Origin of the sequence: Oceanobacillus kimchii X50, from assembly GCF_000340475.1 — a bacterium.
Classification (GTDB): domain Bacteria; phylum Bacillota; class Bacilli; order Bacillales; family Amphibacillaceae; genus Oceanobacillus; species Oceanobacillus kimchii.
Genome location: NZ_CM001792.1, coordinates 2,650,856 through 2,674,796, shown reverse-complemented (window position 1 = coordinate 2,674,796; position 23,941 = coordinate 2,650,856). Strand labels below are relative to the sequence as shown.

At 35.0% G+C, this 23,941-nt stretch carries 22 protein-coding genes and 1 pseudogene; 19 read left to right on the top strand and 4 right to left on the bottom strand.

Translation table 11 applies throughout. The annotated features are described in order from the left end of the window. Positions 1 to 101 precede the first annotated feature (101 nt). The gene (locus tag C794_RS14015) at positions 102 to 998 is read left to right on the top strand and encodes an AEC family transporter (RefSeq protein ID WP_017797777.1); all 897 of its coding nucleotides are present in this window, start codon (positions 102 to 104) and stop codon (positions 996 to 998) included. 198 nt (positions 999 to 1,196) lie between these two features. On the opposite strand, the gene ytaF is transcribed toward C794_RS14015, so the two are convergent. Beyond that, entirely contained in the window at positions 1,197 to 1,823 is a 627-nt protein-coding gene (gene ytaF, locus C794_RS14010) for a sporulation membrane protein YtaF (RefSeq protein ID WP_017797776.1), read from the bottom strand. A gap of 158 nt (positions 1,824 to 1,981) precedes the next feature. Here ytaF and C794_RS14005 point away from each other — a divergent pair, with 158 nt between their 5' ends. The 4 genes and pseudogenes from C794_RS14005 to C794_RS21050 all read left to right on the top strand — a co-directional run. Beyond that, complete coding sequence (locus C794_RS14005) at positions 1,982 to 4,144, top strand: DNA topoisomerase III (RefSeq protein WP_017797775.1); 2,163 nt, start codon at positions 1,982 to 1,984, stop codon at positions 4,142 to 4,144. Positions 4,145 to 4,367: 223 nt separating this feature from the next. Continuing rightward, on the top strand, positions 4,368 to 4,784 hold the full coding sequence (locus tag C794_RS14000) for a YwqH-like family protein (RefSeq protein WP_017797774.1): 417 nt from the start codon (positions 4,368 to 4,370) through the stop codon (positions 4,782 to 4,784). Further along, complete coding sequence (locus C794_RS13995; RefSeq protein WP_017797773.1) at positions 4,785 to 5,057, top strand: YwqI/YxiC family protein; 273 nt, start codon at positions 4,785 to 4,787, stop codon at positions 5,055 to 5,057. It begins immediately after the preceding gene. A 65-nt stretch (positions 5,058 to 5,122) separates the two neighbouring features. Then, positions 5,123 to 5,356 (top strand): annotated as a pseudogene (locus C794_RS21050) (glycosyltransferase); the annotation flags it as partial. A gap of 517 nt (positions 5,357 to 5,873) precedes the next feature. Here the strand turns inward: C794_RS21050 and C794_RS13985 are convergent. Beyond that, positions 5,874 to 6,083, bottom strand: coding sequence for a DUF2188 domain-containing protein (locus C794_RS13985; RefSeq protein ID WP_026133810.1), 210 nt, complete (start codon positions 6,081 to 6,083; stop codon positions 5,874 to 5,876). A gap of 188 nt (positions 6,084 to 6,271) precedes the next feature. Between C794_RS13985 and C794_RS13980 the strand changes: the two genes are divergently transcribed. The 5 genes from C794_RS13980 (at position 6,272) to C794_RS13960 (ending at position 11,960) form a co-directional block, all read left to right on the top strand. After that, the gene (locus tag C794_RS13980) at positions 6,272 to 7,477 is read left to right on the top strand and encodes a M20 metallopeptidase family protein (RefSeq protein WP_017797771.1); all 1,206 of its coding nucleotides are present in this window, start codon (positions 6,272 to 6,274) and stop codon (positions 7,475 to 7,477) included. Continuing rightward, positions 7,470 to 8,777, top strand: coding sequence for an amidohydrolase (locus C794_RS13975; RefSeq protein WP_017797770.1), 1,308 nt, complete (start codon positions 7,470 to 7,472; stop codon positions 8,775 to 8,777). The genes C794_RS13980 and C794_RS13975 overlap by 8 nt, the downstream gene beginning before the upstream one ends. A gap of 5 nt (positions 8,778 to 8,782) precedes the next feature. Then, on the top strand, positions 8,783 to 10,111 hold the full coding sequence (locus tag C794_RS13970) for a hypothetical protein (protein WP_017797769.1): 1,329 nt from the start codon (positions 8,783 to 8,785) through the stop codon (positions 10,109 to 10,111). A 25-nt stretch (positions 10,112 to 10,136) separates the two neighbouring features. Then, entirely contained in the window at positions 10,137 to 11,627 is a 1,491-nt protein-coding gene (locus C794_RS13965; RefSeq protein WP_039819809.1) for an AbgT family transporter, read from the top strand. A 93-nt stretch (positions 11,628 to 11,720) separates the two neighbouring features. Then, positions 11,721 to 11,960 carry an indolepyruvate ferredoxin oxidoreductase subunit alpha gene (locus tag C794_RS13960; RefSeq protein ID WP_017797767.1) on the top strand — a complete coding sequence of 80 codons (240 nt, stop codon included), beginning with the start codon at positions 11,721 to 11,723 and terminating at the stop codon, positions 11,958 to 11,960. A 252-nt stretch (positions 11,961 to 12,212) separates the two neighbouring features. On the opposite strand, the gene C794_RS21195 is transcribed toward C794_RS13960, so the two are convergent. Both C794_RS21195 and C794_RS13950 read right to left on the bottom strand, forming a co-directional pair. Then, on the bottom strand, positions 12,213 to 12,347 hold the full coding sequence (locus tag C794_RS21195; RefSeq protein ID WP_017797766.1) for a hypothetical protein: 135 nt from the start codon (positions 12,345 to 12,347) through the stop codon (positions 12,213 to 12,215). A 15-nt stretch (positions 12,348 to 12,362) separates the two neighbouring features. Beyond that, positions 12,363 to 14,420: a thioredoxin domain-containing protein gene (locus tag C794_RS13950; RefSeq protein ID WP_017797765.1), complete on the bottom strand. Its 2,058-nt coding sequence runs from the start codon at positions 14,418 to 14,420 to the stop codon at positions 12,363 to 12,365. Positions 14,421 to 14,589: 169 nt separating this feature from the next. On the opposite strand from C794_RS13950, the gene C794_RS13945 reads away from it, so the two are divergent. The 9 genes from C794_RS13945 to C794_RS13905 all read left to right on the top strand — a co-directional run bounded on the left by C794_RS13945 (position 14,590) and on the right by C794_RS13905 (position 23,940). Then, a complete protein-coding gene (locus C794_RS13945; RefSeq protein WP_017797764.1) occupies positions 14,590 to 15,573 on the top strand; it encodes a LacI family DNA-binding transcriptional regulator in 984 nt (327 codons plus the stop codon). Continuing rightward, complete coding sequence (rbsK, locus tag C794_RS13940; RefSeq protein WP_017797763.1) at positions 15,574 to 16,446, top strand: ribokinase; 873 nt, start codon at positions 15,574 to 15,576, stop codon at positions 16,444 to 16,446. It begins immediately after the preceding gene. A 5-nt stretch (positions 16,447 to 16,451) separates the two neighbouring features. Continuing rightward, complete coding sequence (gene rbsD / locus C794_RS13935) at positions 16,452 to 16,847, top strand: D-ribose pyranase (RefSeq protein WP_017797762.1); 396 nt, start codon at positions 16,452 to 16,454, stop codon at positions 16,845 to 16,847. A 192-nt stretch (positions 16,848 to 17,039) separates the two neighbouring features. Beyond that, a complete protein-coding gene (locus tag C794_RS13930) occupies positions 17,040 to 18,533 on the top strand; it encodes a sugar ABC transporter ATP-binding protein (RefSeq protein ID WP_017797761.1) in 1,494 nt (497 codons plus the stop codon). After that, entirely contained in the window at positions 18,523 to 19,461 is a 939-nt protein-coding gene (locus C794_RS13925; RefSeq protein WP_017797760.1) for an ABC transporter permease subunit, read from the top strand. The genes C794_RS13930 and C794_RS13925 overlap by 11 nt, the downstream gene beginning before the upstream one ends. A gap of 13 nt (positions 19,462 to 19,474) precedes the next feature. Further along, a complete protein-coding gene (gene rbsB, locus C794_RS13920; protein ID WP_017797759.1) occupies positions 19,475 to 20,386 on the top strand; it encodes a ribose ABC transporter substrate-binding protein RbsB in 912 nt (303 codons plus the stop codon). 490 nt (positions 20,387 to 20,876) lie between these two features. Continuing rightward, positions 20,877 to 22,175 carry an ABC transporter substrate-binding protein gene (locus tag C794_RS13915; RefSeq protein ID WP_017797758.1) on the top strand — a complete coding sequence of 433 codons (1,299 nt, stop codon included), beginning with the start codon at positions 20,877 to 20,879 and terminating at the stop codon, positions 22,173 to 22,175. A gap of 86 nt (positions 22,176 to 22,261) precedes the next feature. Then, on the top strand, positions 22,262 to 23,122 hold the full coding sequence (locus tag C794_RS13910) for a carbohydrate ABC transporter permease (RefSeq protein ID WP_017797757.1): 861 nt from the start codon (positions 22,262 to 22,264) through the stop codon (positions 23,120 to 23,122). Then, the gene (locus C794_RS13905) at positions 23,122 to 23,940 is read left to right on the top strand and encodes a carbohydrate ABC transporter permease (protein WP_017797756.1); all 819 of its coding nucleotides are present in this window, start codon (positions 23,122 to 23,124) and stop codon (positions 23,938 to 23,940) included. The genes C794_RS13910 and C794_RS13905 overlap by 1 nt, the downstream gene beginning before the upstream one ends. Position 23,941: the final 1 nt, after the last annotated feature.

The following is a 23,941-nucleotide window of genomic DNA, read 5'->3' as shown; positions in this document are numbered from 1 at the left end:
TTATGAATTAACTTATTCGATTTGTCAAGAGTATCTTATCTGACTCTTGACGGTATATGGTAAACTAATATGAGAGTACTATGATAGATGGAGATGTTTAAATGAGTTTGTTTATAGAGGTTATTTTGCCGATTATGGCAGTTTTTGCATCAGGATTTATATTACAACGTATTCGATTGTTAGATGTGAAATCTGTTTCCGCAGTTAGTTTATACATATTAACGCCAGCTTTAGTCTTTGTAACGTTATATGATGCAACCTTCGATAGTGGCTTTCTAATTATATTAATCTATATGTTCGTGCTATTTTTCATTATGGTATTCATAAATAAATTATTAGCAAAAATATTCGGATGGAATTCGAATAAAGAAAGTGCAGCCATTCTAGCAACAGGATTTATGAATTCTGGAAATTATGGATTACCTGTAGTTTTATATAGTATAGGGCCAGCAGCGGTTCCATATGCGATTTTTATAATGGTTGTTCAAGCCTTACAGAATAATTTTTTTGGTGTATATTATGCGTCCCGCAGTACGAGTGGAATGAAAAAAGCAGTAAAAAATGTACTAAAAATGCCAACTACATATGCAGCAGTTTTCGCATTTGTATGTTCTTGGGTGTCGATAACTATACCTGATTTTATTCATTCAACATTAACAATGGTTGGTGATGCGGCAATTCCAGTTATGATGATTATGTTAGGGATGCAACTAGGGTCATTAATCGGTTTAAAATTAGACTGGCAAGTTGTTTTATCTTCGGTATCATTAAAAATGATTATCGCACCTTTGATTGCTTGGTTATTCGTTATTATTATTGATGTAGATCCATTAATTGCATCAGTACTTATAATCATTTCAGCAATGCCGACTGCAGCAACGACGACTATGTATGCTATTGAATTTGATACGGAACCAGAATTAGTATCCAGTATTACCTTTATATCAACGATCGTAAGTGTTATCACATTAACTATACTTCTAAATATAATTACATAGAAGGTTTTTCTTTTTGAATGATTGGGTATTGTAACGTACAAAGGCATAATGAAAGGATGGATTGTCATGTTACGTACAATATTAATGATCATTGGAGCTATTGTAGTTATCAGCTTTATTATATCGTTGATTTAAAATAAACAAAGAAATATCCCAGTTAAGAACGTTCATTCGTCTTTGCTGGGATATTTTTATTTGTTACCCAATTAGATTAAAAATTCCAATACTTATTAAAATAGCTGGTGGTAAAAATGAAAGCCTGCGGAGTCTCGGATTGTTAGAGATAAAACTGCCTAATTGGATACCGCATTTTAAGAATAGTCCGCTCATAACAGCAGTTAATATTGCTGTTATGAAAGGTGGGTAACCAAGCATAGCCGCACCAATTCCAGCACCAAAAGCATCTAATGCAAGCGCTAAGCCTAACAAGAATGCTTCGCCAATTGAAATCACTCCTGATTTATCAAGGTCTGCATTATCTGGTGTTGACATAACAGTTTTCAGATTTTCCAGTCTCGATAAATCATTCATCTCTTGAGATTGTGTAGAATCATTTTTAGAACGAAATATATTAATAAAAGAAAAAATCCCAAGGAAAATTAATATACTACCACCTAACATACTCGTAATTTTTGTGGATAAAAGATTACTTATAATCTCTCCAATTGTCATCGAAGTATAGACAATGCATCCTGAACAAATCATGATTATAAAAATTGCAACAAATGGAACTCTTATTTTACGCATTCCATATGTGATACCGACGCCTAATCCGTCTAAACTAACTGCCATAACAAGTAAGAGCATTCCAACATATATCAGCATGATGTACATCCTCTTTCATAATGAAACTCGGTGTTTTGTAATTTATAGTATGGTTATAGAGAGGATGTTGTGATTGCATCATGCCATACAGTTTGATGAAAATATGTTACAGTAAACATTGAAATAATATAGATAATCTTCGAAATGAGGAGTCATAAATGAGTAAAACAGTAGTTTTAGCAGAAAAGCCATCCGTTGGTCGAGATATAGCGAAAGTACTCGGATGCCATAAAAAAGGAAATGGATACTTAGAGGGATCAAAGTATATTGTAACGTGGGCTTTAGGACACTTAGTAACATTGGCAGATCCAGATATGTATGACAGTAAATATAAAACATGGCGTATGGAAGATTTACCTATGCTTCCAGACCACTTGAAGCTTGTGGTAATGAAAAAGACAAGTAAGCAATTCCAGTCGGTAAAAACCCAACTAAACCGTCAAGATGTTGCCGATATTGTTATCGCTACAGATGCAGGTAGAGAAGGTGAGTTGGTAGCACGTTGGATTATTGAAAAAGCCAGAGTAAAAAAACCGATTAAACGACTTTGGATTAGTTCCGTGACAGATAAAGCAATAAAAGATGGATTTAAACATTTGAAGCCTGGAAAGAATTATTGGAATTTATACCAATCTGCTGTAGCACGTTCAGAGGCTGATTGGTATGTAGGACTTAATGCTACAAGAGCATTAACAACGAAACATAATGCTCAATTATCTAGTGGACGTGTGCAGACTCCTACATTGGAAATGGTGGCGTTACGAGAACAAGAAATCAAAAATTTTCAACCGCAAAAGTTCTATCAATTAGAAGCCAAAACAAACAAAGGACACCGCTTTTTGTGGAAAGATGATAAGAACCAAAACCGAATCTTTTCAAAAAAACACGCATTTAAGTTAGAAGAACAATTAAGTAATAAACAAGCTACAGTCATTCATGTAGATAAAAAACTGAAAAAGAAACACGCTCAAGGGCTATACGATTTAACGGATTTACAACGTGATGCAAACCGAATATTTCAATTTTCAGGTAAACAAACATTATCTGTTATGCAAAAACTATACGAACAGCATAAATTGGTAACTTATCCCCGAACAGATTCAAGACATTTATCGACCGATATCATACCTACACTAAAAGATCGAGTAAAGGCATGTGGTGTAGATGAGTATGCGAAAACGGCAAATACTATTTTGAAAAAAGAATTACGATTGAGTAAATCGATTGTAGACAATTCAAAAGTAACGGATCATCATGCCATTATTCCAACAGAGGTTCCAGTTGATTGGACTGCATTAGATGAGAAGGAAAAAAAGATATATCACTTAATTGTACAAAGATTTTTGGCAGCTTTGTCTGATCCTATGGAATATGAGCAAACAACGATTACCATTGACATTGCAGGCGAACAATTTATAGCTAATGGTAAAGTTACGAAAAGACTAGGGTGGAAAGAAATTTATAAACACAGTGATGAGGAAGACGAGCTACAACCATTAAACATTTCAAAAGGTAGCAAATTATCACTAAAAGTTGAGGTGAAAGAAGGAGAAACAAAGCCACCTGAACGCTTTACTGAAGGTACTATTTTGCAAGCAATGGAAAACCCGACTCGTTATATGGGTACAAATAAAAAAGAATTGGTAGATACAATTAAAGAAACGGGTGGAATAGGTACTGTAGCAACCCGTGCAGATATTATTGAGAAACTATTTATGAATAGCTATATTGAATTAAAAGGAAGAAATATTCATTTAACACAAACGGGCCGTCAACTTTTAGATCTCGCACCAGAAGAATTGCGCTCTCCTTTGTTAACTGCAGAATGGGAACAAAAATTATCTCTTATTGCGGAAGGGAAATTAAAGAAAGACCAGTTTATCAAAGAAATTAAATCATACACTAAAGAAGCAGTTTCAGAAATTAAGCAAAGTAATGAAACTTTCAAGCATGATAACATGACTGGAACTAAATGTCCGAAGTGTGGAAAACTTATGCTAGAGATTAAAAATAAACACGGAAAAAAATTAGTATGCCAGGATCGTTCATGTGGAGGCAAGAAAAATATTGCTAAGTATACGAATGCTCGCTGTCCAAATTGCCATAAACGATTAGAGCTTCGCGGAGAAGGCGATGGACAAATATTCACTTGCAAGTGTGGGCATCGTGAAAAATTATCTACTTTCCAGGCAAGAAGAGAGAAAGAAAAAAAACAACGTGTGTCAAAGAAAGATGTGAAAAAATACTTGAATAAACAAGATGAAGGATTTAAAAATAATGCTTTAGCTGACGCATTGGCTAAACTAAAGAAAGATGAATAAATTATTATGAAAGAAACTGTCTCTCTTTGAGGGCAGTTTCTTTCATTTAACAATTCGCAATATAATTTTTATAATAGATACTTAATACTTAGTTCTTTTTGACTAATTTTGTTTGAATTTAAAATAAAAACAGTGCTATTCTACTCTACGAATGATATAGATTTGTCGCTATAATATAAAGATATGATGGGATTTTTCTGATTTTGAAACGAGGTGTGTTTGAATGTCTTTACATTCAATTGATTTACAAATGAGTAATGTTCATGAGCAAATTTATAACTTAAATTATCAAATGGATCAGAGAAGAGAAGATCTAGAACGGTTAGAACAAGTAATTAGTGACGTAAAATTATATCAACAAGAATATAACCAAAGTAAAAAACATTGGGAACAACCGTTATTAACTCATTCGACATGGGCAGGAGATTTTGCAGAACAATTTGAATCTATACGAGAAGAAAACATCCGGGAAAGCTATCATCATGTTTCAAGGATTCAATTAGACCAAATTTTACATACACTTTTGAAAGCAAGAGATACATTACGTTCAGAAGTCACTGGTTTAGAATCTGATATTCAACATCAAGAATTACGGTTGGATGATTTAGAAGTGATGAAGCGAGAGGAGCAATTTTCATAGATGAGCGAGATTAAATTAGATATTGCGCAAGTTGAGCAAAAACTTATTTTATTAAATGAAACAATTGCAAATTTACATATTGACATTCAAGAACCACCTACCGGACAAAGTATTATGGACTTTTCAGAAAAAATCAATGAAATTAATCAAAATATGAAGCAAATATTTCAAACATATCAGCAACTAGCTGAGCAACATGTAAAATCGACAAAGTTGGTTGTAGAATCCCTCGAAGAAGCAGAAAAAATGTCTGCGCAAAATTTTAATATTTAAGGATAATATCAGTAAGATTCCCTCCATCATACAATATTTTAAATAAATATTGGTGGTGGTAAGAAATGATCAGTATAAGTTTATGTATGATTGTAAAAAACGAAGAGGACGTTTTGCAACGTATTCTGTCTTGTGCAAAACGTTTTTGTGATGAAATTATAATTGTAGATACTGGATCAACAGATACTACGATGGATATAGCGAGAAAATATACGGATAAAATTTATGAGTTTGAATGGGTAGATTCTTTTGCAAAAGCTAGAAACTTTTCATTCTCAAAAGCAACTAAGGATTATATCGGGCCAGTAGCGCCATTGATTCCGTCCGCCCCCGTAGGTCCAGTGACGCCAATTGGACCAGTAGCTCCTGCCACTCCATCCGCGCCGGTAGGTCCCATGGCTCCAGTTGGGCCTGTAGCACCGACGATTCCGTCCGCGCCGGTAGGTCCCGTGGCTCCAGTCGGTCCGATCAAGCCGTCAATTCCGCCAGCCCCAGTCGGTCCAGGAGATGTTAAAGGGTCAATACATGTACACTTATATCTACAGTTACAATGGAATTCTGGTCGATAATAATCATAACTATCATTCTGATTATATTGATGTCTTCTTCTAGATCTAGAATAGTAAATATTATTTCTTCTATAATCATAGTGATTATTCAAAATATAACCCCCCTTAAAAAAATCCTTATATTAATATATACAAGAGCTAAACGGTGGTAAGGGGAAATTACTCACTTCCATATATAATATTTATAAAAATAAATTAAAGCACAAGAAAGAGCTAACCATCTAGGGTTAGCTCCTTAAATTTTTATTTAAATCCCTTTATAATGATACTCGTCCTCAACGTTATTATCACCATCTAATATTTGTACTGTACTAGGTGTATTTTCCTTTGCCATTTGTGTGGCAGCACTAACTGCTTCATCTTTCGAATCGTATAATTCCTCGGGTGCTACATTTTCTAATTTGATAAACCAGCCAGTTGCATCAACATTTGGTGTTACGGTATATAATCTCATCAAACAAAGCTCCTTTAATCTATGAATTTATTAAAGATATTCCCATGTGTAATTATTTTTAAACGAAAAAGGTCATCATTGATAATAAGAACTAATTTTCAAATAAATATGTACAAATTTAAGATTTTCCTATATAATTCTCAAAAAAGGAATATTAAAGGAAATTTTCCGTTAATAATGGAGGGATAAATATGAGAGATATCGATCAACAACTATCAGATTTAACGGATGAAATTATTAATAATCGAAGATTTTTACATGAAAATCCGGAATTAAGCCATCAAGAAAAAGAAACATCTGCTTTTGTACAGCGGAAATTACAAGAATATGGTATTGACTATGAGGTAGGATTTTCTGGATATGGCGTGTTAGGAATTATAAAGGGAGAAAAGCCTGGAAAAACCGTTGCATTAAGAGCTGATATGGATGCACTTCCTATTCAAGAGGAAACAGATTTATCTTTTAAATCAAAAAAAGCAAATATCATGCATGCATGTGGACATGATGCACACACCGCTATGCTTTTAGGTGCAGGGTTTATTTTAAAACAAATGCAAAAAGAATTATCAGGTACCATACTACTTGTATTCCAACCTGCAGAAGAAGATGCGCCAATAGGTGGTTCACAAGCAATGATGGATAGCGGAGTATTTTCTACATATGAGCCAGATGTAATATTTGCTCAACATGTATGGCCGTCTATAAAGCCTGGAATTATTGGGGTGCATGATAAAGAAGTGATGGGGGCTTCGGATCGTTTCAAGATAACAATCGAAGGTAAAGGTGGACATGCAAGTATGCCACACCAAACGAATGATGCTGTGATTGCAGCTGGTCATTTAATTACCTCTCTGCAGACTATCGTTAGTAGAAATTTAGATCCGATGGAAGCGTCTGTAGTTACTGTTAGTATGTTAGAAGCCGGAAGTGTGCCAAATATCATTCCAAAAACAGTTACGTTACAAGGTTCTATTCGAACATTCCAACCACATATTCAAAAGCGATTAAAGGAACGTTTTTTTACTATTACTAATCAAATTGCGGAAGCTTTTGGTACGAAGGCTGAAATTGATTATCAAGAAGGATATCCTGCAACTATTAATACTCCAAAATGGGCACGAATTGCTCGCCAGTCTGCGCAACGAGTGTATGGTGAATCTGCAACACCAGATTTGAATCCTGCTTTAGCTGGAGAAGATTTCGGTAGATTTTTACAAAAATATCCAGGAGCTTTTGTTTGGTTAGGTACTCAAATAGAGAATGAATATGAACAAGCACCACTTCATGACAGTAAATTTCAAATTGATGAGCGAGCACTACCGAATGGGACAAAATTGTTAGTTCAAATAGCGCTAGATGCCTTACGAGAGTTGGAACAGGAGGCAAATCATGTCTAAGTATATTCACAATTTAAATCAAGAACTAACTCAATGGCGTAGAATGTTTCATTCTTATCCAGAACTAGGATTTACAGAATATTTAACTACTTATCGCATAGGGAAAATTTTAGAGGAATGGGATTATACGTTATTTATTGGTAAAGATGCTCTTGATTCTGATGCAAGGGTAGGTATACCAAATAAAGACATATTAACTCATTTTGAACAAAAGGCAAAAGAGCAAGGGGTTGAGGAATCTTGGCTTCGTAAAATGACAGGTGGAAATACTGGGTTAGTAGCTACCTTTGATACAGGTAGGCCGGGTAAACATATTGCTCTTCGATTTGATATAGACGCATTACCAATTAATGAATCAACACATCAATCTCATATACCAGCAAGCAAAGCGTTTAACTCCATAAATCCAAGAGTGATGCATGCATGTGGTCATGATGGTCATATAACGATTGGGTTAGGGGTTGCTAAATATATTTATGAACATCAAAACCAATTAGTCGGAAAATTCACCTTCTTATTCCAACCAGCAGAAGAAGGTGGCCGAGGAGCTTTAGCAATGACAAAAAAAGGCTGGTTAGCTAACGTTGATCGCTTTTATGCTGGGCATATTGGAATAAAAGAAATGTCTGTTGGCAATGTTGCTGCAACTGTTAAAGGATTCCTTGCCTCAACTAAATTAAATGTTCGCTATCATGGTAATGCGTCTCATGCAGGTATGAACCCTGAAACAGGAAAGAATGCACTTCTATCTGCGGCATCAGCTTCGATACATCTATATGGTATACCTAGACATAGTGAAGGTACGACGAGAGTAAATGTTGGAAGATTAGAAGCAGGTAGTGGCAGAAATATTATTCCTGACGCAGCTTATATGGAAGTAGAGGTTCGCGGGGAGACAAAAGAATTAAATAATTATATGACAGAGCATGCAAAAAGAATAATAAATTCTGCTGCCACGATGCACGATACGGAATGTGAAATAAAAACTGTCGGTTCAACAGAGGAAATGGATTGTAGTTCATCCATAATAAATAACATTAAACATGCATGTAAAAAAAGTAACTATGTAAAAAACGTCATTTCAGAGACATCGGTTTCTGGTTCTGAAGATGCGAGCTATATGATGAATGAAGTACTGAAACATGGTGGGGAAGCAACATATATGTTATTTGGTACAAAATTAGATTATCCGCATCATCATCCATCCTTTGATTTTCAGGAAGAGGTATTACCTGTTGCTGTTGATACTTTTACTAGAATTATAGAACAAGAGAATATTTATAGTATTGGAGAGGGGTAGATAATGTGAAAATAAAAATTGGGGTTATTGGACCTGCTGATTCCGTGAAACAAATAATGGCAGTGGCAAAAGAATTTCCGAATACTGAAATTACCCCTTTTACGTATAATTATTTAGAAGAAATACATGCCATTATTCAAGAAAATGATTTTCGAATGGATCAATGGTTTTTTTCCGGGATTTTAAATTACAGTTATGCAATCGAAAAGAAGTTGGTTACAAATCTTAATGCTTTATATCCAAATATGAGTGGATCAACTTTCTTCGGTACATTATTAGAAGCTCAACTAGAAAACAATCAAGTGTATAAACGAATAAGTATGGATACAATCACCAATGAAGAGGTTGAAAAGATAGTATCTTATTATAGACTGGAAGGAATAAATTATTTTAATCGTCCGTTTCAATCATATGCAGATCAAGAAGAACGAGTGGAGTTTCATAAAGAATTATTTGAACAAGGCAAAATCGATATTGCTATCACCTTTATATGGGAAACATACAATGAACTCAAAAGGAATGGAATTCCAGTATTTCGTGTTACACCTTCTTATTTATCAATCGAACAAACTTTTCGGATATTAGTTGAAAGGGCAAAAACCTCTCGTTATAAAAATGCACAACTAGCGGTAATTGGTTGCCAAGTCAATATGGATACATCAATAGAAGATATTCATTACTCTTTTCGAATGAAACATAAGGAAATTGAACTTCGAAGAACCCTCTTATTTATTTCCGAAAAGGTTCATGGATCTTTATTACAAATAGGAGACGGATTATTCTTAATATTCACTACCAGAGGTGAAATTGGACCACTATCTGAGGAGGAATTATTAAGTGTGATTCATGATGTAAAAGAGCAAGAAAATATGGAACTTCTAATTACAATTGGCTATGGAGAAACGGTTTCTCAGGCTGAACAGCATGTGCGTAAAGGATTCCATCATCAAAAAGTTCAACACCTTCCTTCTATTATTATCATTGATGAAGACGAAAGAATCACAGTGAAACATGGGAATGATGCATCTGTTTCCTATAAAACAATTGAATTAGGGGAAAGTTGGCGGAACAAGATTAAACATACAGGTGTTAGCCCAGGTGTAGTCCATCGGATATTTTCATATAGCAAACAATATAACCATAGGGAATTTACCGCTCAAGATTTATCACGATGGCTTAAAGGTACGGACCGAAATGCTAGAAGGATCATTACGTTGTTAGAAAAAGCGAATATCATCGAACAATGTGGTGAGATCCAATCTGGAATTCGTGGCAGACCACGTAGAGTTTTTTGTTTTAAAGAAGATAAAGAATTAAATAAAGGGGGAAATTAAATTGGCTAAGCAAAGGAAAGCACGAATGGCAAAATTTTTAAATGGAGTCGAACGAATAGGTAATAAACTTCCCGATCCATTTATATTATTTATCGTATTGGCAGCTCTTGTTGCTGTAGCTTCATGGGTAATTTCGTTATTTGATGTAACATTCGTAGTACCTGGTGATGAGCCAGAGGAATTAGCTATAAAGAGTATTCTTTCTGCCGAGGGGATCCAATATATACTATCGGATACATTGGAAAATTTTGTAGGATTCGCTCCTCTAGGTATTGTATTGACGATGATGCTGGGTATTGGATTAGCTGATAAAGTAGGATTAATTGAAACCGGGATAAAGAGTACGATTTTGAAAGCACCAAGATCACTTGTTACGTATGCAATTGTACTAACTGGTATTTTAGGGAATATTGCATCCGATGCGGCTTTTGTTATCATTCCTCCATTAGCGGCAATGGTATTTTATAATCTAGGACGCCATCCATTAGCAGGACTTGCAGCTGGATTCGCTGGAGTTGGAGCTGGCTTTACATCTAATCTAATTGTCACAGGAACCGATGCATTGCTTGCTGGGATTTCCACAGAAGCAATTCGAACAGTAAATGAGAATTTATCCGTAACTCCTGTTGATAACTGGTACTTTATGATGGCTTGTACATTTATCTTAACGTTTGTTGGTGGTTTCATCACAGAAAAAATTGTAGAACCACGTTTAGGTAAGTACGAAGGTAATGCAGGAGAAGAAGTAAAAGAAACTACTTCACTAGAAATGAAAGGTTTAAGAAATTCGGTTATAGCTTGTGTGATTTTTGTCGCATTACTTGTAACTGCAATTTTGATTCCTAACTCTCCATTAACTGGTGAAGATGGAAGTATTGTTCCTTCTCCATTCTTAACTGGGATCGTACCAATTTTATTATTATTTTTTGTAGTTGCAGGCGTCACTTATGGGGTTACTGTTGGGAAAATTAAATCATCTAGAGATGTTGGTTCCTTAATGGGAGAAGCAATGAAAGATATGTCTGGTTTCATCGTATTAGTGTTTGCAGCTTCTCAATTTATTGCTTACTTTAGTTGGACTAATATGGGAGCCTGGATAGCAATTAGTGGGGCTGAATTCTTGCAATCTATTGGAATGACAGGAATTATAGTAATACTAGCATTTGTGTTGTTTACAACAATTCTAAACTTGTTTGTATTTAGTGGTTCGGCACAATGGGCTTTGGAAGCGCCAATTTTCGTACCAATGTTCTATTATTTAGGATACAGTCCTGCATTTGTACAAGCAGCATATCGCATTGCAGATTCTTCTACTAATGTTATTACTCCAATGAATCCATATATGATAATCGTATTAGGATTTGTGAGACAGTACGATAAAAAAGCTGGTCTAGGAACAATCATTGCATTGATGTTACCTTATACTATTTTCTTCTTAATCACATTTACTATTATGTTATTAATTTTCTACTATACTGGTATTCCATTTGGACCAGGTGTAGATGTACATGTTTAAAGATAAAGTGATATCAAATGGTTTACTTCTTTTTTGAAAACCCTTATCATTTAAGGTGAGCATTGTTTAATGAGTAAGGAGGTAAATCCATCTATGGCTTTTGTCATACTTGACCCTTGTAGAGGTGAGAAAGCAGGAGAATGCGTTAGTGTATGTCCTGTTGATTGTATAGAAGAAGGCGTAAAACAGTTTTACATTGATCCGGATATTTGTATTGATTGTGGAGCTTGTAAAGCAGTATGCCCTGTATCTGCCATTGAAGAAGAATATGATCTAACTCCTGATCAAGAAAAATATTTAGAAGAGGCAGAAGAGTTTTTCGCCAATAGATAAAGAAACAAAGGCGCAAGCGCCCGTTTAGCAACGTAGCGAGTGCGCCTCTGTTTTTTGAGGAAGTTCGGCAATCGTCGTAATCTTTACAAGTACCTAATTTTATAATTTACTAGATAATAAAAAAAAGAAGGCTTGTTGTAGTGGACAAGTCTTCTTTTTTTATTAGTGTTTTTGACTTCATATTGTACGTGGAGAGAAACGGCTACATTAGGGGCATGCGCCTAGCAACTAGGATCTTCAAACTTATGCGGATTACCTTTCATTATCTTCTATAGCTATCTTACTGGCAATCCAACGTTTTGCTGTTTCTTCATCGATATCATATACTTTTCCAGCACGTAATAATTCTCCATGATAAGCAGTCTGTACATTCATTTTTACTTTCATATAAAACTCTCCTTTCTACTTAGTCTCCTTGATTATTTCTGCTAAAACTTCCTTAATAGAAGTAGTTGGTTGATTACAGTGAAAATTGGAGCACACATAATAGGTTGTTTGTCCATTGATTTTTTTAAAATTCTCTCCAGTAGGTAATAACTTGGCTAGAGACTTAGAATCTTTTACGGAGATAATATGGACATTCGGTAAATAACTCTCTCTAATTTGATTAAAGAAAACTTCCGTGTTTTCCCCGATGATAATGACTTGCTTCGTCTTGTCTTGTTGTAAAAATAAATTTCGCATAAAGAAAGATGCTCCACTTGGGTCATTATGAAGTTCTTTATAAAAAGTATACATCATCGTATCAATATACTGATAATAATTCATATTTTCAGTTAAGTTTGCTAATCGAGACAATTGAATGCTGGCAAGGCTATTACCTGATGGTATAGGACTATCGAAGATTTCCTTTTCTCTGGATATTAATTGCTCTGCGTCATTCGCTACAAAAAAGAATCCACCTTGATTACTATCCCAGAAAAGTTCAATCATATCGTTTGCAATTGTTTCTGCTTTTTTAAGGTAGTCAATTTCCATTGTAGCTTGATATAGTTCTATATACCCCCAAAGGATAGCTGCATAGTCATCTAGAAATCCTTTCGTGTTGGTTTTTCCATGTCGATAACTTGCGAACCATCGATTATTTTTGGTCAGTAAATCTCTTAATTGAGCCATTGCCTTTATAGCGTGATTAATCCAATTCTCATTTAGAAAAACTCTTCCTGCCTTAGCAAGTGCAGCTATCATATATCCATTCCAACTTGTTAGAACCTTATCATCTGTTGCAGGAGCTACTCGTTGTACTCTCGCTTTTTCTAATGTATCTAAACTCTTAGTCAATGTTGTCTTTACCTTCTCTACATGAATTCCATAAGTGGATGCAAGTGACTCTATAGAAATACCCCGCCGATAAGGTAGATTCTTTCTTTGATGAACACCCACTGGGGAAATTCCATATACTTCAGCGAACAGATCTCCTTCATCTTCACCTAATAAAGAATATATTTCTTCAAGTGACCAGAGATAATAAGCTCCTTCTTCTCCGTTTGAATCTGCACTTAAAGAAGCATAAAAACAATCATTTTCAGCTGTCATTTCTCTTTTTACAAATTGGATAATTTGGTCAACTTTTAATTGATAGTAAGGATCTTTCGTGATGAGAAACATATCTATGCAAACATCTAATAAAAAAGCTTGGTCATAAAGCATTTTCTCGAAATGAGGAAACATCCATTTTCTATCAGTAGCATATCGGAAAAGTCCGAATCCCACATGATCCCAAGTACCGCTTCTAAAAATTGACTTTAATGTCATATCCGTCATTTTTAATGCATTTTTTTCTCCAGTTATATGATAATAATGAATTAAAAAAGAAAGGTGTTGGGGAGAAGGAAATTTAGGTTCTTTATGAAAACCTCCATACTGGTAGTCAAATACATCTTTGAGTTGTTTGTAAGTTCTTACCGTATCTTCACTAGTAAGTGATTCATTACTTTTTTTAATAAGCGTTTCTTGTAATGCATATTCAACTTTTTCCATATACTCCGTTATTTGTTGTGGATCTTCATTATACTTTTTAGCGATTGTAGGTAATATATCCATTAACCCCGGTAAACCATAATTTTGGTGCTTTGGAAAATAAGTTCCTGCAAAAAAAGGGACTTGGTCATCCGTCATAATAATTGATAATGGCCAACCACCATGTCCAGTCATCATTTGACATGTTTTCATATATAAACCATCTATATCAGGTCTTTCCTCTCGATCTACTTTAATAGAGATATAATGTTGATTTAATAGTGCAGCTACTTCTTCATCCATAAAGGATTCTCGGTTCATGTTATGGCACCATGTACAACTACTGTAACCTATACTTAAAAAGATAGGTTTTTGTTCCTTTTTTGCTTTATTAAATGCCTCTTCCCCCCATGGATACCAATCTACTGGATTATTTACATGTTGTAGTAAATAGGGAGAGGTTTCATTAATTAAATGATTATGATGTTCTGAGGATTCCATATATAAGCTCCACCTTTTCTTTATGGTCTCCTTCTATCATACGAAATAGAATAATGGATTTCCAGAAACTGTACAGTAACGGGTGATAATTTCTATTGCTATCAAAACGCTTTCATGATAATATTTTATCTGTAAACGGTTCCACATTTTCTTGAAGGAATGAATGAATATGACAGTAACTATTAAAGATGTAGCTAAAAAAGCAGGTGTATCAGCGGCTACTGTATCAAGAGTACTTAATAATAGTGGATATGTATATGAGGATACAAGGAAAGCAGTTATGGAAGCAATTAATCACCTGCAATATAAGCCTAATGAAGTTGCACGGTCTTTGTATAAAAGAACATCTAAGTTAATTGGACTTGTATTACCAGATATTACAAACCCATTTTTTCCTGCATTAGCAAGAGGAGTAGAAGACAATCTTCAACAACAAGGGTATCGTGTTATTTTTGGTAATACGGATGGTGATACCACAAAGGAAATGGAATATATTGATACATTTTTACAACATAACGTTGTTGGATTAATAGCTTCTGTGGATCACTTGCATCATGAAGTGCTTACTAATTTGCGTGTACCGGTTGTTACAGTCGATCGTATTACCGAAGAACTTCCTGCAGTGTATGCAGATCATAAATCAGGAGGGCGATTAGCTGCAGAAAAATTAATATCATCTGGTTGTGAAAAAATTGTTGTTCTAAGAGGGCCGCAAGATGCGAAACCGTTATATGATCGATTTCAATCAGCGATGCAATATTTAAGTGAAAAGAACGTTTCGGTCAATTTTATAGATTGTCAGTTATCTTTTGAAGATGGTAGAAAGAAAGCAAAAGAGCTATTTAATCAATTCCCTGATACAGAAGGGATTATTGCTTGTAATGATTTAGTAGCTGCTGCGATGTTACATGAAGCTGTAACAAGAGGAATTAACGTACCAACTGATTTACAAGTAATCGGGTACGATAATATAACGATTAGTGAAATTGTGCATCCAAGTCTTACCACCATTCATCAGCCAACTTATGATATGGGCGTAAAAGCAGCAGACATGCTTATAAAACTCATAAATAAAGAAAAACTAGGTATGATACACGAACAATTACCTGTTTACTTAAAAGAAAGAAATTCAACATTAAATGGAGGAATATAGATGGTAAATATAACTGTAGTAGGAAGCTCATCAATTGACCTGGTCGTAACAGCTCCAGCAAGACCAAAGGCAGGAGAGACAATAATTGGTAATGATTTTCAAACGGTGCCAGGTGGTAAGGGAGCGAATCAAGCTGTAGCTGCATCTCGGTTAGGTGCAAATGTATCCATGATTGGAAGAGTAGGAAAGGATACGTTTGGTAAGGAAATTTTAAGCAATTTACAAGACAACGGTGTTTCTGTGGAGTATGTGGAACCGGTTACCGATGTTGCATCTGGAACTGCGCATATTACGTTAGCTGAAGAAGATAATAGCATCATTTTCGTAAAAGGTGCGAATGATTATGTGACGTCAGATTATATAAGAAAATCGATGGATAAATTGAAAGAAGCGGATATGGTGTTAATCCAACAAGAAATTCCTGAAGAGACGGTGGAGTTTGTAGTAGAAACTTGCCACGCTTTCGAAGTACCAGTGTTACTAAATCCAGCTCCTGCAAGAGAAGTATCCAATAGAGTAATAGAACGTGCCACTTATCTTACCCCAAATGAACATGAATTTGCGGTTATGTTTGGCAATGAGAACCGAAGCGATGTATTACAACTCTATCCTAATAAATTATTCATTACTGAAGGAAAAAATGGTGTACGCTACTATGACGGTGAAAAAGAAGTCGTAGTTCCTTCTTTTGAAGTTACCCCTGTAGACACTACTGGAGCTGGAGATACCTTTAATGCTTCATTCGCAGTTGCAATTGCAGAAGGTAAATCAATAACAGATGCAATTCGTTTTGCAAATAAGGCTGCATCGATATCGATTACAAAATTCGGTGCTCAGGGCGGAATGCCAACAAGAAAAGAGATGGAGGAATAAATCATATGAAGAAAAAAGGTATGTTAAATAGTCATATATCAAAACTTTTATCTGATTTGGGACATACCGATCAAATCGTTATTGCCGATGCAGGGTTACCTGTTCCAGAAGGAGTTAAAAAGATTGATGTAGCCTTAACTCCTGGTACTCCATCTTTTATAGAAGTACTAAATGCACTAATAGATGATATGGTCATTGAAGAAGTAACATTAGCTCAAGAGATTAAGGTAGATAATACTGAAAAACATAAGCAAGTAAAGGAACTTATTAACGATACACCAATAAGTTATGTAACCCATGAACAATTCAAATCGTTGAATAAACAAGCGAAAGCAATTATACGAACAGGAGAAACAACTCCTTACGCAAATTGTATATTACGATCGGGTGTTTTCTTCTAACATATGTATCAGGCAGAAATCTCCTTACTTCAAGACTATGCAGCTTACCTATAGTGAATAAGTTGGATATAAATTACCCGTAAATGTATGACGCTGTTCAAGGGCCATTAGGTCATGCACTTGTAGTAAGAACATTCAGTGCGGAAAACCGACACTGAATGTAGAGTTTTATTAAAGGAGGAGTGATTAAAAATGAAGATTGTCATGGAAAACATTCATAAATCTTTCGGTTCCAACAAAGTGCTCCAAGGTGTAGATTTCACATTAGAACCTGGAGAAATCCATGCGCTGATGGGAGAGAATGGAGCTGGAAAGTCTACATTAATGAATATTCTCACAGGTCTTTTCCCTTCAAACCAAGGTTCGATTACTATTGATGGAGTAAAAACACAATATAAAGATTCAAAGGAATCGGAGCAAGCAGGAATTGCATTTATACGTCAAGAGTTAAATATATTACCACAGATGACCGTATTAGAAAACCTGTTTATCGGTAAAGAAATGACAAATGCATTTGGATTCTTAAAAGAAAAAGTAATGAAGAAACAAGCAGAAGCAGTCTTCGATAGATTAGATTTTTCAATTCCTTTTGATAAAGAAGCGGGCGAATGCTCTGTTGGTGAACAACAACTAATTGAAATTGCCAAAGCGCTAATGTTAAACGCTAAAGTTATTATCATGGATGAGCCAACAGCTGCACTCACAGATAGAGAAATCGATAAGTTATTTGAAATTATGAAAGAGCTTACACAACAAGGAGTTTCATTGGTTTATATTTCACATCGCATGGAAGAAATTTTTGCGATTTGTGATCGTATTACTGTCATGCGAGATGGTACTTCTGTAACAACATCTTGGATCAAAGATACAAACTATAACGAGGTTGTCAAACAAATGGTAGGAAGAGAACTGGAAGAACGTTATCCTGATCGTACTCCTACATTAGGCGATCCAATATTACAAGTGAATAACTTTAATCGCAAAGGCTATTTCAAGGATATAAGTTTTTCCGTTAAAGAAGGAGAAATACTCGGTGTTTCCGGATTAATGGGCGCTGGACGTACAGAGATTATGCGAGCAATTTTTGGAATAGATGATGTAGATCAAGGGGAAATAATCCTCGATGGTAATAGAATGACAATTAAAGATCCAACAGATGCGATGAAAGCAGGAATAGCATTCATTACAGAAAACCGAAAAGATGAAGGATTAGTTTTAGACTTTTCGATTAGAGAGAACATAGGTTTATCAAATTTAAAAAGCTTCTCCAGTAAAGGGTTTATCAAAGGTAAAGACGAAAAAGATTTTGTTGAACTTATGATAAAGCGATTACAAATTAAAACACAGACCCAGGAGCTACCTGTAGGTAACTTATCTGGTGGGAACCAGCAAAAGGTTGTCATTGCAAAATGGGTAGGGACATCGCCAAGAGTATTAATTATGGACGAACCTACTAGAGGAATAGATGTTGGAGCAAAACGAGAAATTTATCAGTTGATGAATGAATTAACAGAACGAGGCTTAGCAATTATAATGATTTCTTCTGATTTACCAGAAGTACTTGGAATGAGTGACCGAGTAATGGTTATACACGAAGGGAAGATTGCAGGAGAATTAGCACGAGAAGAAGCCACGCAAGAAAAAATAATGACATATGCTACAGGAGGGAATGGGCATGAAAAATAATAAAATAGATTCGATGTGGCAAAAAGTAATTCCGTTAATAGCTTTAGTATTACTAATTGTCACTGTTACCATCATGAATCCAGCATTTTTAGATCCAGCAAATATTATGAACTTACTAAGACAAATTTCTATTAATGGATTAATTGCGTTTGGTATGACATTTGTAATTTTAACAGGCGGAATAGACCTCTCAGTAGGCTCAATTCTTGCTTTGTCAAGTGCGATAGCGGCTATTATGATGACGTCTGGAATTGATCCTATTTTAGCCGTGATTATCGGTGTTTTATTAGGTGCTGTTTTTGGGGCGCTGAATGGTATTTTAGTATCAAAAGGAAACTTGGCACCATTCATTGTTACATTAGCAACAATGACCATATTTAGAGGATTAACATTAGTGTTTACAGATGGTAAACCGGTAACTGGATTAGGAGATTCTTATGCCTTTCAATTATTTGGTAAAGGATACTTTTTAGGAATACCGGTTCCGGCAGTAACGATGATTATTGCTTTTGTGATTCTTTGGTTCTTACTTCATAAGATGTCATTTGGACGTAAAACATATGCAATCGGTGGGAATGAAAAGGCAGCAAAAATATCAGGTATTAAGGTAGACCGTGTAAAAATCTTTATTTACTCTATCAGTGGTATGATGGCAGCGTTAGCAGGAATGATTCTTACTTCACGTCTTAATTCTGCTCAACCAACTGCAGGTACTTCCTATGAAATGGACGCTATTGCTGCCGTAGTTCTTGGTGGTACAAGTCTTGCTGGAGGGAAGGGACGTATAGCAGGTACGTTTATCGGGGTATTGATTATCGGTATTTTAAACAATGGAATGAACTTACTAGGTATTTCCTCTTTCTATCAACAAGTAGTAAAAGGTGTCGTTATCCTAATCGCAGTACTACTAGATCGTAAAAAATCTTAACGAGGTGAATATAATGAAGAATTTCCAAATAGCATTATTAAGTGTAATGTTATTATTTTTAGCAGCATGTTCCATGGAAAGTCCATTTGTAAATAATGGTTCAGATAACGAAGGGAATATAAAAATTGGACTAAGTATTTCTACAATGGAGAATCCTTTTTTTGTTACATTGCATGATACGATTGTGAAAGAAGCGGAAGAACAAGGCATGGATATTGTTACTGTAAATGCACAAGATGATGCCTCAGTGGAAATTAGTGGAATAGAAGATTTAGTTCAACAGCAAGTAGATATCTTATTAATTAACCCAACAGATTCAGCAGCGGTATCTTCAGCGGTACAATCTGCAAATGCTGCAGATATTCCTGTTATTACAATTGATCGTTCAGCGGATGAAGGAGAGGTCGAAACATTAATAACATCAGACAATATATCTGGTGGAGAAATGGCAGCAGAATTTATCGCTGAAACAGTTGGAGAAGATGCAAATGTTGTTGAACTTCAAGGAATCGCAGGAGCATCAGCAACCCGTGAACGTGGTGAAGGCTTCCATAATGTTGCTGAAGAAAAACTGAATGTATTGGTTTCTCAACCGGCAAATTTTGATCGAACAGAAGGTTTAACGGTTATGGAAAATACGTTACAAGGGTATAACGATATTGATGCTGTATTTGCGCACAATGATGAAATGGCATTAGGCGCGATTGAAGCTATCAAAGCAACCGGAAAAGATATTGTTGTTGTAGGGTTTGATGGTGTAGATGATGCAATTGCTGCTGTAGAAGCAGGAGAACTAACAGCGACAGTAGCTCAACAGCCTGATTTAATGGGACAGGAAGCGATTAATACAGTGCAAGAAGTTTTTGCAGGGAATGATGTGGATGAATTAATTCCAGTACCATTAGACTTAAAAACAAAAGAATAATTATTGTAAGCCAAACGAACACGATAATTATTATTATTGTGTTTGGTTTGGCTTTTTTCATACTCTAGAATCTATTTCATATATAACGGGGAATAGAAAATATATTTCAAGCAATTAGGCGGGAATTAAGTTGCCTGTAATGACCGAATCTTCCACCTAACATTAAGTAGCATTATGCATAATTTATGCAAACGATTTAATAAAATTTAAATTTATTTAGAAGTTGAATTTCTATTACTTAGATGTTGTTATATCAATTATTGAGCATAGGTATAGTTAACTTTAATAGTATGGAAATTAAAACATACGATAAAAAAGGGTTGTTGGTTTCCTATGCTTATGATATTATTCAGATATATTAATGCAAACGTTTTCCTTGTTTGCATACCAGGGCATAAATTATATGTCCTAAATTAATATAGTGTTATGAAAGCGCTATTTTATAGTGTTTTCATAAATTACTAAAAAATACTACTTAGGGGTGGGGTTCATGAAAAGAAACAAAACGTTTCTTACAAAAGGGTTTATCGCATTTATGTTTGTAGCTGTACTTATTATAGCTGGTTGTTCTTCTGGTGATGAAAATGAAGAGTCAACAGATGGAAAAACAGTAGTAGATATTTTCCAATTTAAAGTAGAATTTAAAGAACAATTTGAAGAAATTGTTAAACAATATGAAGAAGAAAATCCTGATGTGAAAATTGATGTTCAAACAGTAGGTGGAGGAAATGATTATGCTGCTTCCTTAAAATCATCTTTTGCTGCTGGAAATGAACCGGCAATTTTCAATGTTGGTGGACCGACTGAAGTAGAGGAGTATCATGATTATTTAGCCGATCTTTCTGATACAAAAGCAGCTGAAGCAGCATTGGAAGGGACGTTAACAGGGGTTATGGAAGAAGATAAAATATTAGGACTTCCATATAGCCAAGAAGGATATGGATATATTTATAACAAAGAAATTTTTGAGCAAGCTGGAATCAATCCAGAGGAATTAACTACTTATGAAGCGTTGGAAGAAGCTTTCGCTACAATTGATAGTCAAAAAGAAGATTTAGGTCTTGAAGCAGTAATGGCTTTACCTGCTAAAGAACTATGGGTAATGGGGAATCACTTAGCAAATACGTATATCGCACCAGATTTTAATAATGATATTATGGAGGCTTATGAATCTCCAACTATTCCTTTTTCAAAAGGTGACGAATTACAACGTATGCTAGATTTACAGAATGAATATTCTGTACAACCAGTATTGAGCCTAGATTACTCTCAACAAGTAGAACAATTATTCTCAACTGGAAAAGTAGCAGTTATTCAACAAGGTAATTGGATTTATCCTACAGTAGAACAAATGGACGCGGAGTTTGCAGAAAACAATATCGGTATGATTCCAATTCCGGTTGACGGCTTGGAAGGCCAGTTGCCAGTTGGTGTTCCTCAATATTGGGTAGTAAACAAGAATAAAGATGAAAAAGTTCAACAAGCTGCAAAAGATTTCTTAGATTGGTTATATACATCCGATGCTGGTAAAGATTTTGTTTTAGATGAGTTTAAATTTATTCCTGCATATGAAGGGTATGATACAGAACGTATTGCTGATCCTCTCTCTCAAACAGTATATAAATATGCACAGGAAGGTGACACGATTGGTTGGGTGTTTATGGCATCTCCTGTAGGTTGGCAAGAAGATTCAATGGCGGTTAATATGCAGCGTTATTTAAGTGGAGATATTTCATGGGAAGAAGTAATTGAACAATCTACCGCTGATTGGGAAAACGCTAGACAATAACGTATGAAGAAATAGCCAACAAAATAATGAAGATTATTTTGTTGGCTATTAATATATCGGCATTAAGCAAAGGAGGGGAAGTAGTCATGAAAAATAGAAGTCTATCTTTCTGGTTATTTATGACACCAACATTGGTAGCTTTAGGTTTAGTAGTATTTGTTCCTTTTATATATGGTTTATTCTATTCATTTACGGATTGGAACGGATTACAAGCAAACAACTTTTTAGGATTTGAAAACTATATTAAATTATTTCAGGAAAGAGAATTTCTAAATGCAATTTGGTTTACGATAAAATTTGCAGTTGTATCTATTGTTCTTGTGAATATCATCGGTTTAGGACTTGCGCTTCTCGTTACGCAAAAATTAAAAACAAGTAACCTATTCCGTACGGTATTCTTTATGCCTAACTTAATCGGTGGATTGATTTTAGGTTTCATCTGGCAGTTTATTTTTGTAAGTGCATTTAATAGTGCAGGACAATTACTAGGACTAGAATTCCTACAAGGATGGCTTTCCGATGCTACTACTGGTTTCTGGGGATTAGTCATTTTAAATGCATGGCAATATGGCGGTTATATTATGATTATTTATATTGCTTATCTTGAAGCGGTTCCTCAAGAATTAATGGAAGCATCTGAAATTGATGGAGCAAATCCTTTTCAACGTTTTTGGAAAGTTACATTTCCACTAGTGGCACCTGCATTTACTATCAGCATGTTTTTAACACTGTCAAATGCATTCAAAATGTACGATCAAAACCTTGCATTAACTGGAGGAGGACCCTTCAAATCGACGGAAATGATCGCAATGGATATTTATAATACTGCTTTTAGTGATTATGATATGGCATTTGCTCAAGCAAAAGCAGTTGTATTCTTTGTCCTCGTTGCAGCTGTAGCTTTGACACAAGTGTACTATAATAAGAAGAGGGAGGTTGACCTATAATGAAAGAGAAAAAAAGAAATCGATTATTATTATTAATCTTAGGTTTATTCCTTACATTATTATGGTTATCTCCATTTTATTTAATGTTTGTTAATGCATTTAAAACAAAGAATGATATTTTCACAAATATTTTAGGATTTCCAACAGAATGGACATTAGATAATTTCGTGCAAGCTTTTATTGACTTAGATTTTGCTAATTCATTATTTAATTCAGTACTTGTTAGTTTACTAAGTGTCGGAATTATAATTATCTTCTCGTCAATGGCTGGATATGCACTTGCTCGAAATACGAGTAAACTAAGTGCGGTCTTGTTTATGATCTTTGTCGCTGCCATGTTAATTCCATTCCAATCTGTCATGATTCCACTTGTATCAGTCTTTGGTCAGGTTGACATGCTAAATCGTTGGGGATTAATTTTTATGTATCTTGGATTTGGTTCTAGTCTATCCATTTTCTTATATCATGGTGCAATGACTGGGATTTCTAAATCATTAGATGAAGCAGCTATCATTGATGGAGCAAATAAATGGCAATTATTCTGGAAGATTATCTTCCCGATGCTAAAGCCGATTTCTGTAACGGTGATGATTTTGAACTTAATCTGGATTTGGAATGACTATTTATTACCATCTCTTGTATTGAGTGCTAATGAAGCTACTATTCCATTGAAAATGTTCTTCTTCTTTGGTCAATATACGAAACAATGGCATTTAGCATTAGCTGGTTTAACTATAGCAATTATTCCAGTAATCATTATTTACTTTATTGCACAGAAACATATTATTAAGGGAGTATCAGAGGGAGCTGTCAAATAAT

What these genes read in the sequence shown, in the direction of transcription:
- C794_RS14015 (WP_017797777.1), top strand. Translation starts at nt 102, where the DNA reads ATGAGTTTGTTTATAGAGGTTATTTTGCCGATTATGGCAGTTTTTGCA.
- ytaF (WP_017797776.1), bottom strand. Translation starts at nt 1,823, where the DNA reads ATGCTGATATATGTTGGAATGCTCTTACTTGTTATGGCAGTTAGTTTA.
- C794_RS14005 (WP_017797775.1), top strand. Translation starts at nt 1,982, where the DNA reads ATGAGTAAAACAGTAGTTTTAGCAGAAAAGCCATCCGTTGGTCGAGAT.
- C794_RS14000 (WP_017797774.1), top strand. Translation starts at nt 4,368, where the DNA reads ATGTCTTTACATTCAATTGATTTACAAATGAGTAATGTTCATGAGCAA.
- C794_RS13995 (WP_017797773.1), top strand. Translation starts at nt 4,785, where the DNA reads ATGAGCGAGATTAAATTAGATATTGCGCAAGTTGAGCAAAAACTTATT.
- C794_RS13980 (WP_017797771.1), top strand. Translation starts at nt 6,272, where the DNA reads ATGAGAGATATCGATCAACAACTATCAGATTTAACGGATGAAATTATT.
- C794_RS13975 (WP_017797770.1), top strand. Translation starts at nt 7,470, where the DNA reads ATGTCTAAGTATATTCACAATTTAAATCAAGAACTAACTCAATGGCGT.
- C794_RS13965 (WP_039819809.1), top strand. Translation starts at nt 10,137, where the DNA reads ATGGCAAAATTTTTAAATGGAGTCGAACGAATAGGTAATAAACTTCCC.
- C794_RS13960 (WP_017797767.1), top strand. Translation starts at nt 11,721, where the DNA reads ATGGCTTTTGTCATACTTGACCCTTGTAGAGGTGAGAAAGCAGGAGAA.
- C794_RS21195 (WP_017797766.1), bottom strand. Translation starts at nt 12,347, where the DNA reads ATGAAAGTAAAAATGAATGTACAGACTGCTTATCATGGAGAATTATTA.
- C794_RS13950 (WP_017797765.1), bottom strand. Translation starts at nt 14,420, where the DNA reads ATGGAATCCTCAGAACATCATAATCATTTAATTAATGAAACCTCTCCC.
- C794_RS13945 (WP_017797764.1), top strand. Translation starts at nt 14,590, where the DNA reads ATGACAGTAACTATTAAAGATGTAGCTAAAAAAGCAGGTGTATCAGCG.
- rbsK (WP_017797763.1), top strand. Translation starts at nt 15,574, where the DNA reads ATGGTAAATATAACTGTAGTAGGAAGCTCATCAATTGACCTGGTCGTA.
- rbsD (WP_017797762.1), top strand. Translation starts at nt 16,452, where the DNA reads ATGAAGAAAAAAGGTATGTTAAATAGTCATATATCAAAACTTTTATCT.
- C794_RS13930 (WP_017797761.1), top strand. Translation starts at nt 17,040, where the DNA reads ATGAAGATTGTCATGGAAAACATTCATAAATCTTTCGGTTCCAACAAA.
- C794_RS13925 (WP_017797760.1), top strand. Translation starts at nt 18,523, where the DNA reads ATGAAAAATAATAAAATAGATTCGATGTGGCAAAAAGTAATTCCGTTA.
- rbsB (WP_017797759.1), top strand. Translation starts at nt 19,475, where the DNA reads ATGAAGAATTTCCAAATAGCATTATTAAGTGTAATGTTATTATTTTTA.
- C794_RS13915 (WP_017797758.1), top strand. Translation starts at nt 20,877, where the DNA reads ATGAAAAGAAACAAAACGTTTCTTACAAAAGGGTTTATCGCATTTATG.
- C794_RS13910 (WP_017797757.1), top strand. Translation starts at nt 22,262, where the DNA reads ATGAAAAATAGAAGTCTATCTTTCTGGTTATTTATGACACCAACATTG.
- C794_RS13905 (WP_017797756.1), top strand. Translation starts at nt 23,122, where the DNA reads ATGAAAGAGAAAAAAAGAAATCGATTATTATTATTAATCTTAGGTTTA.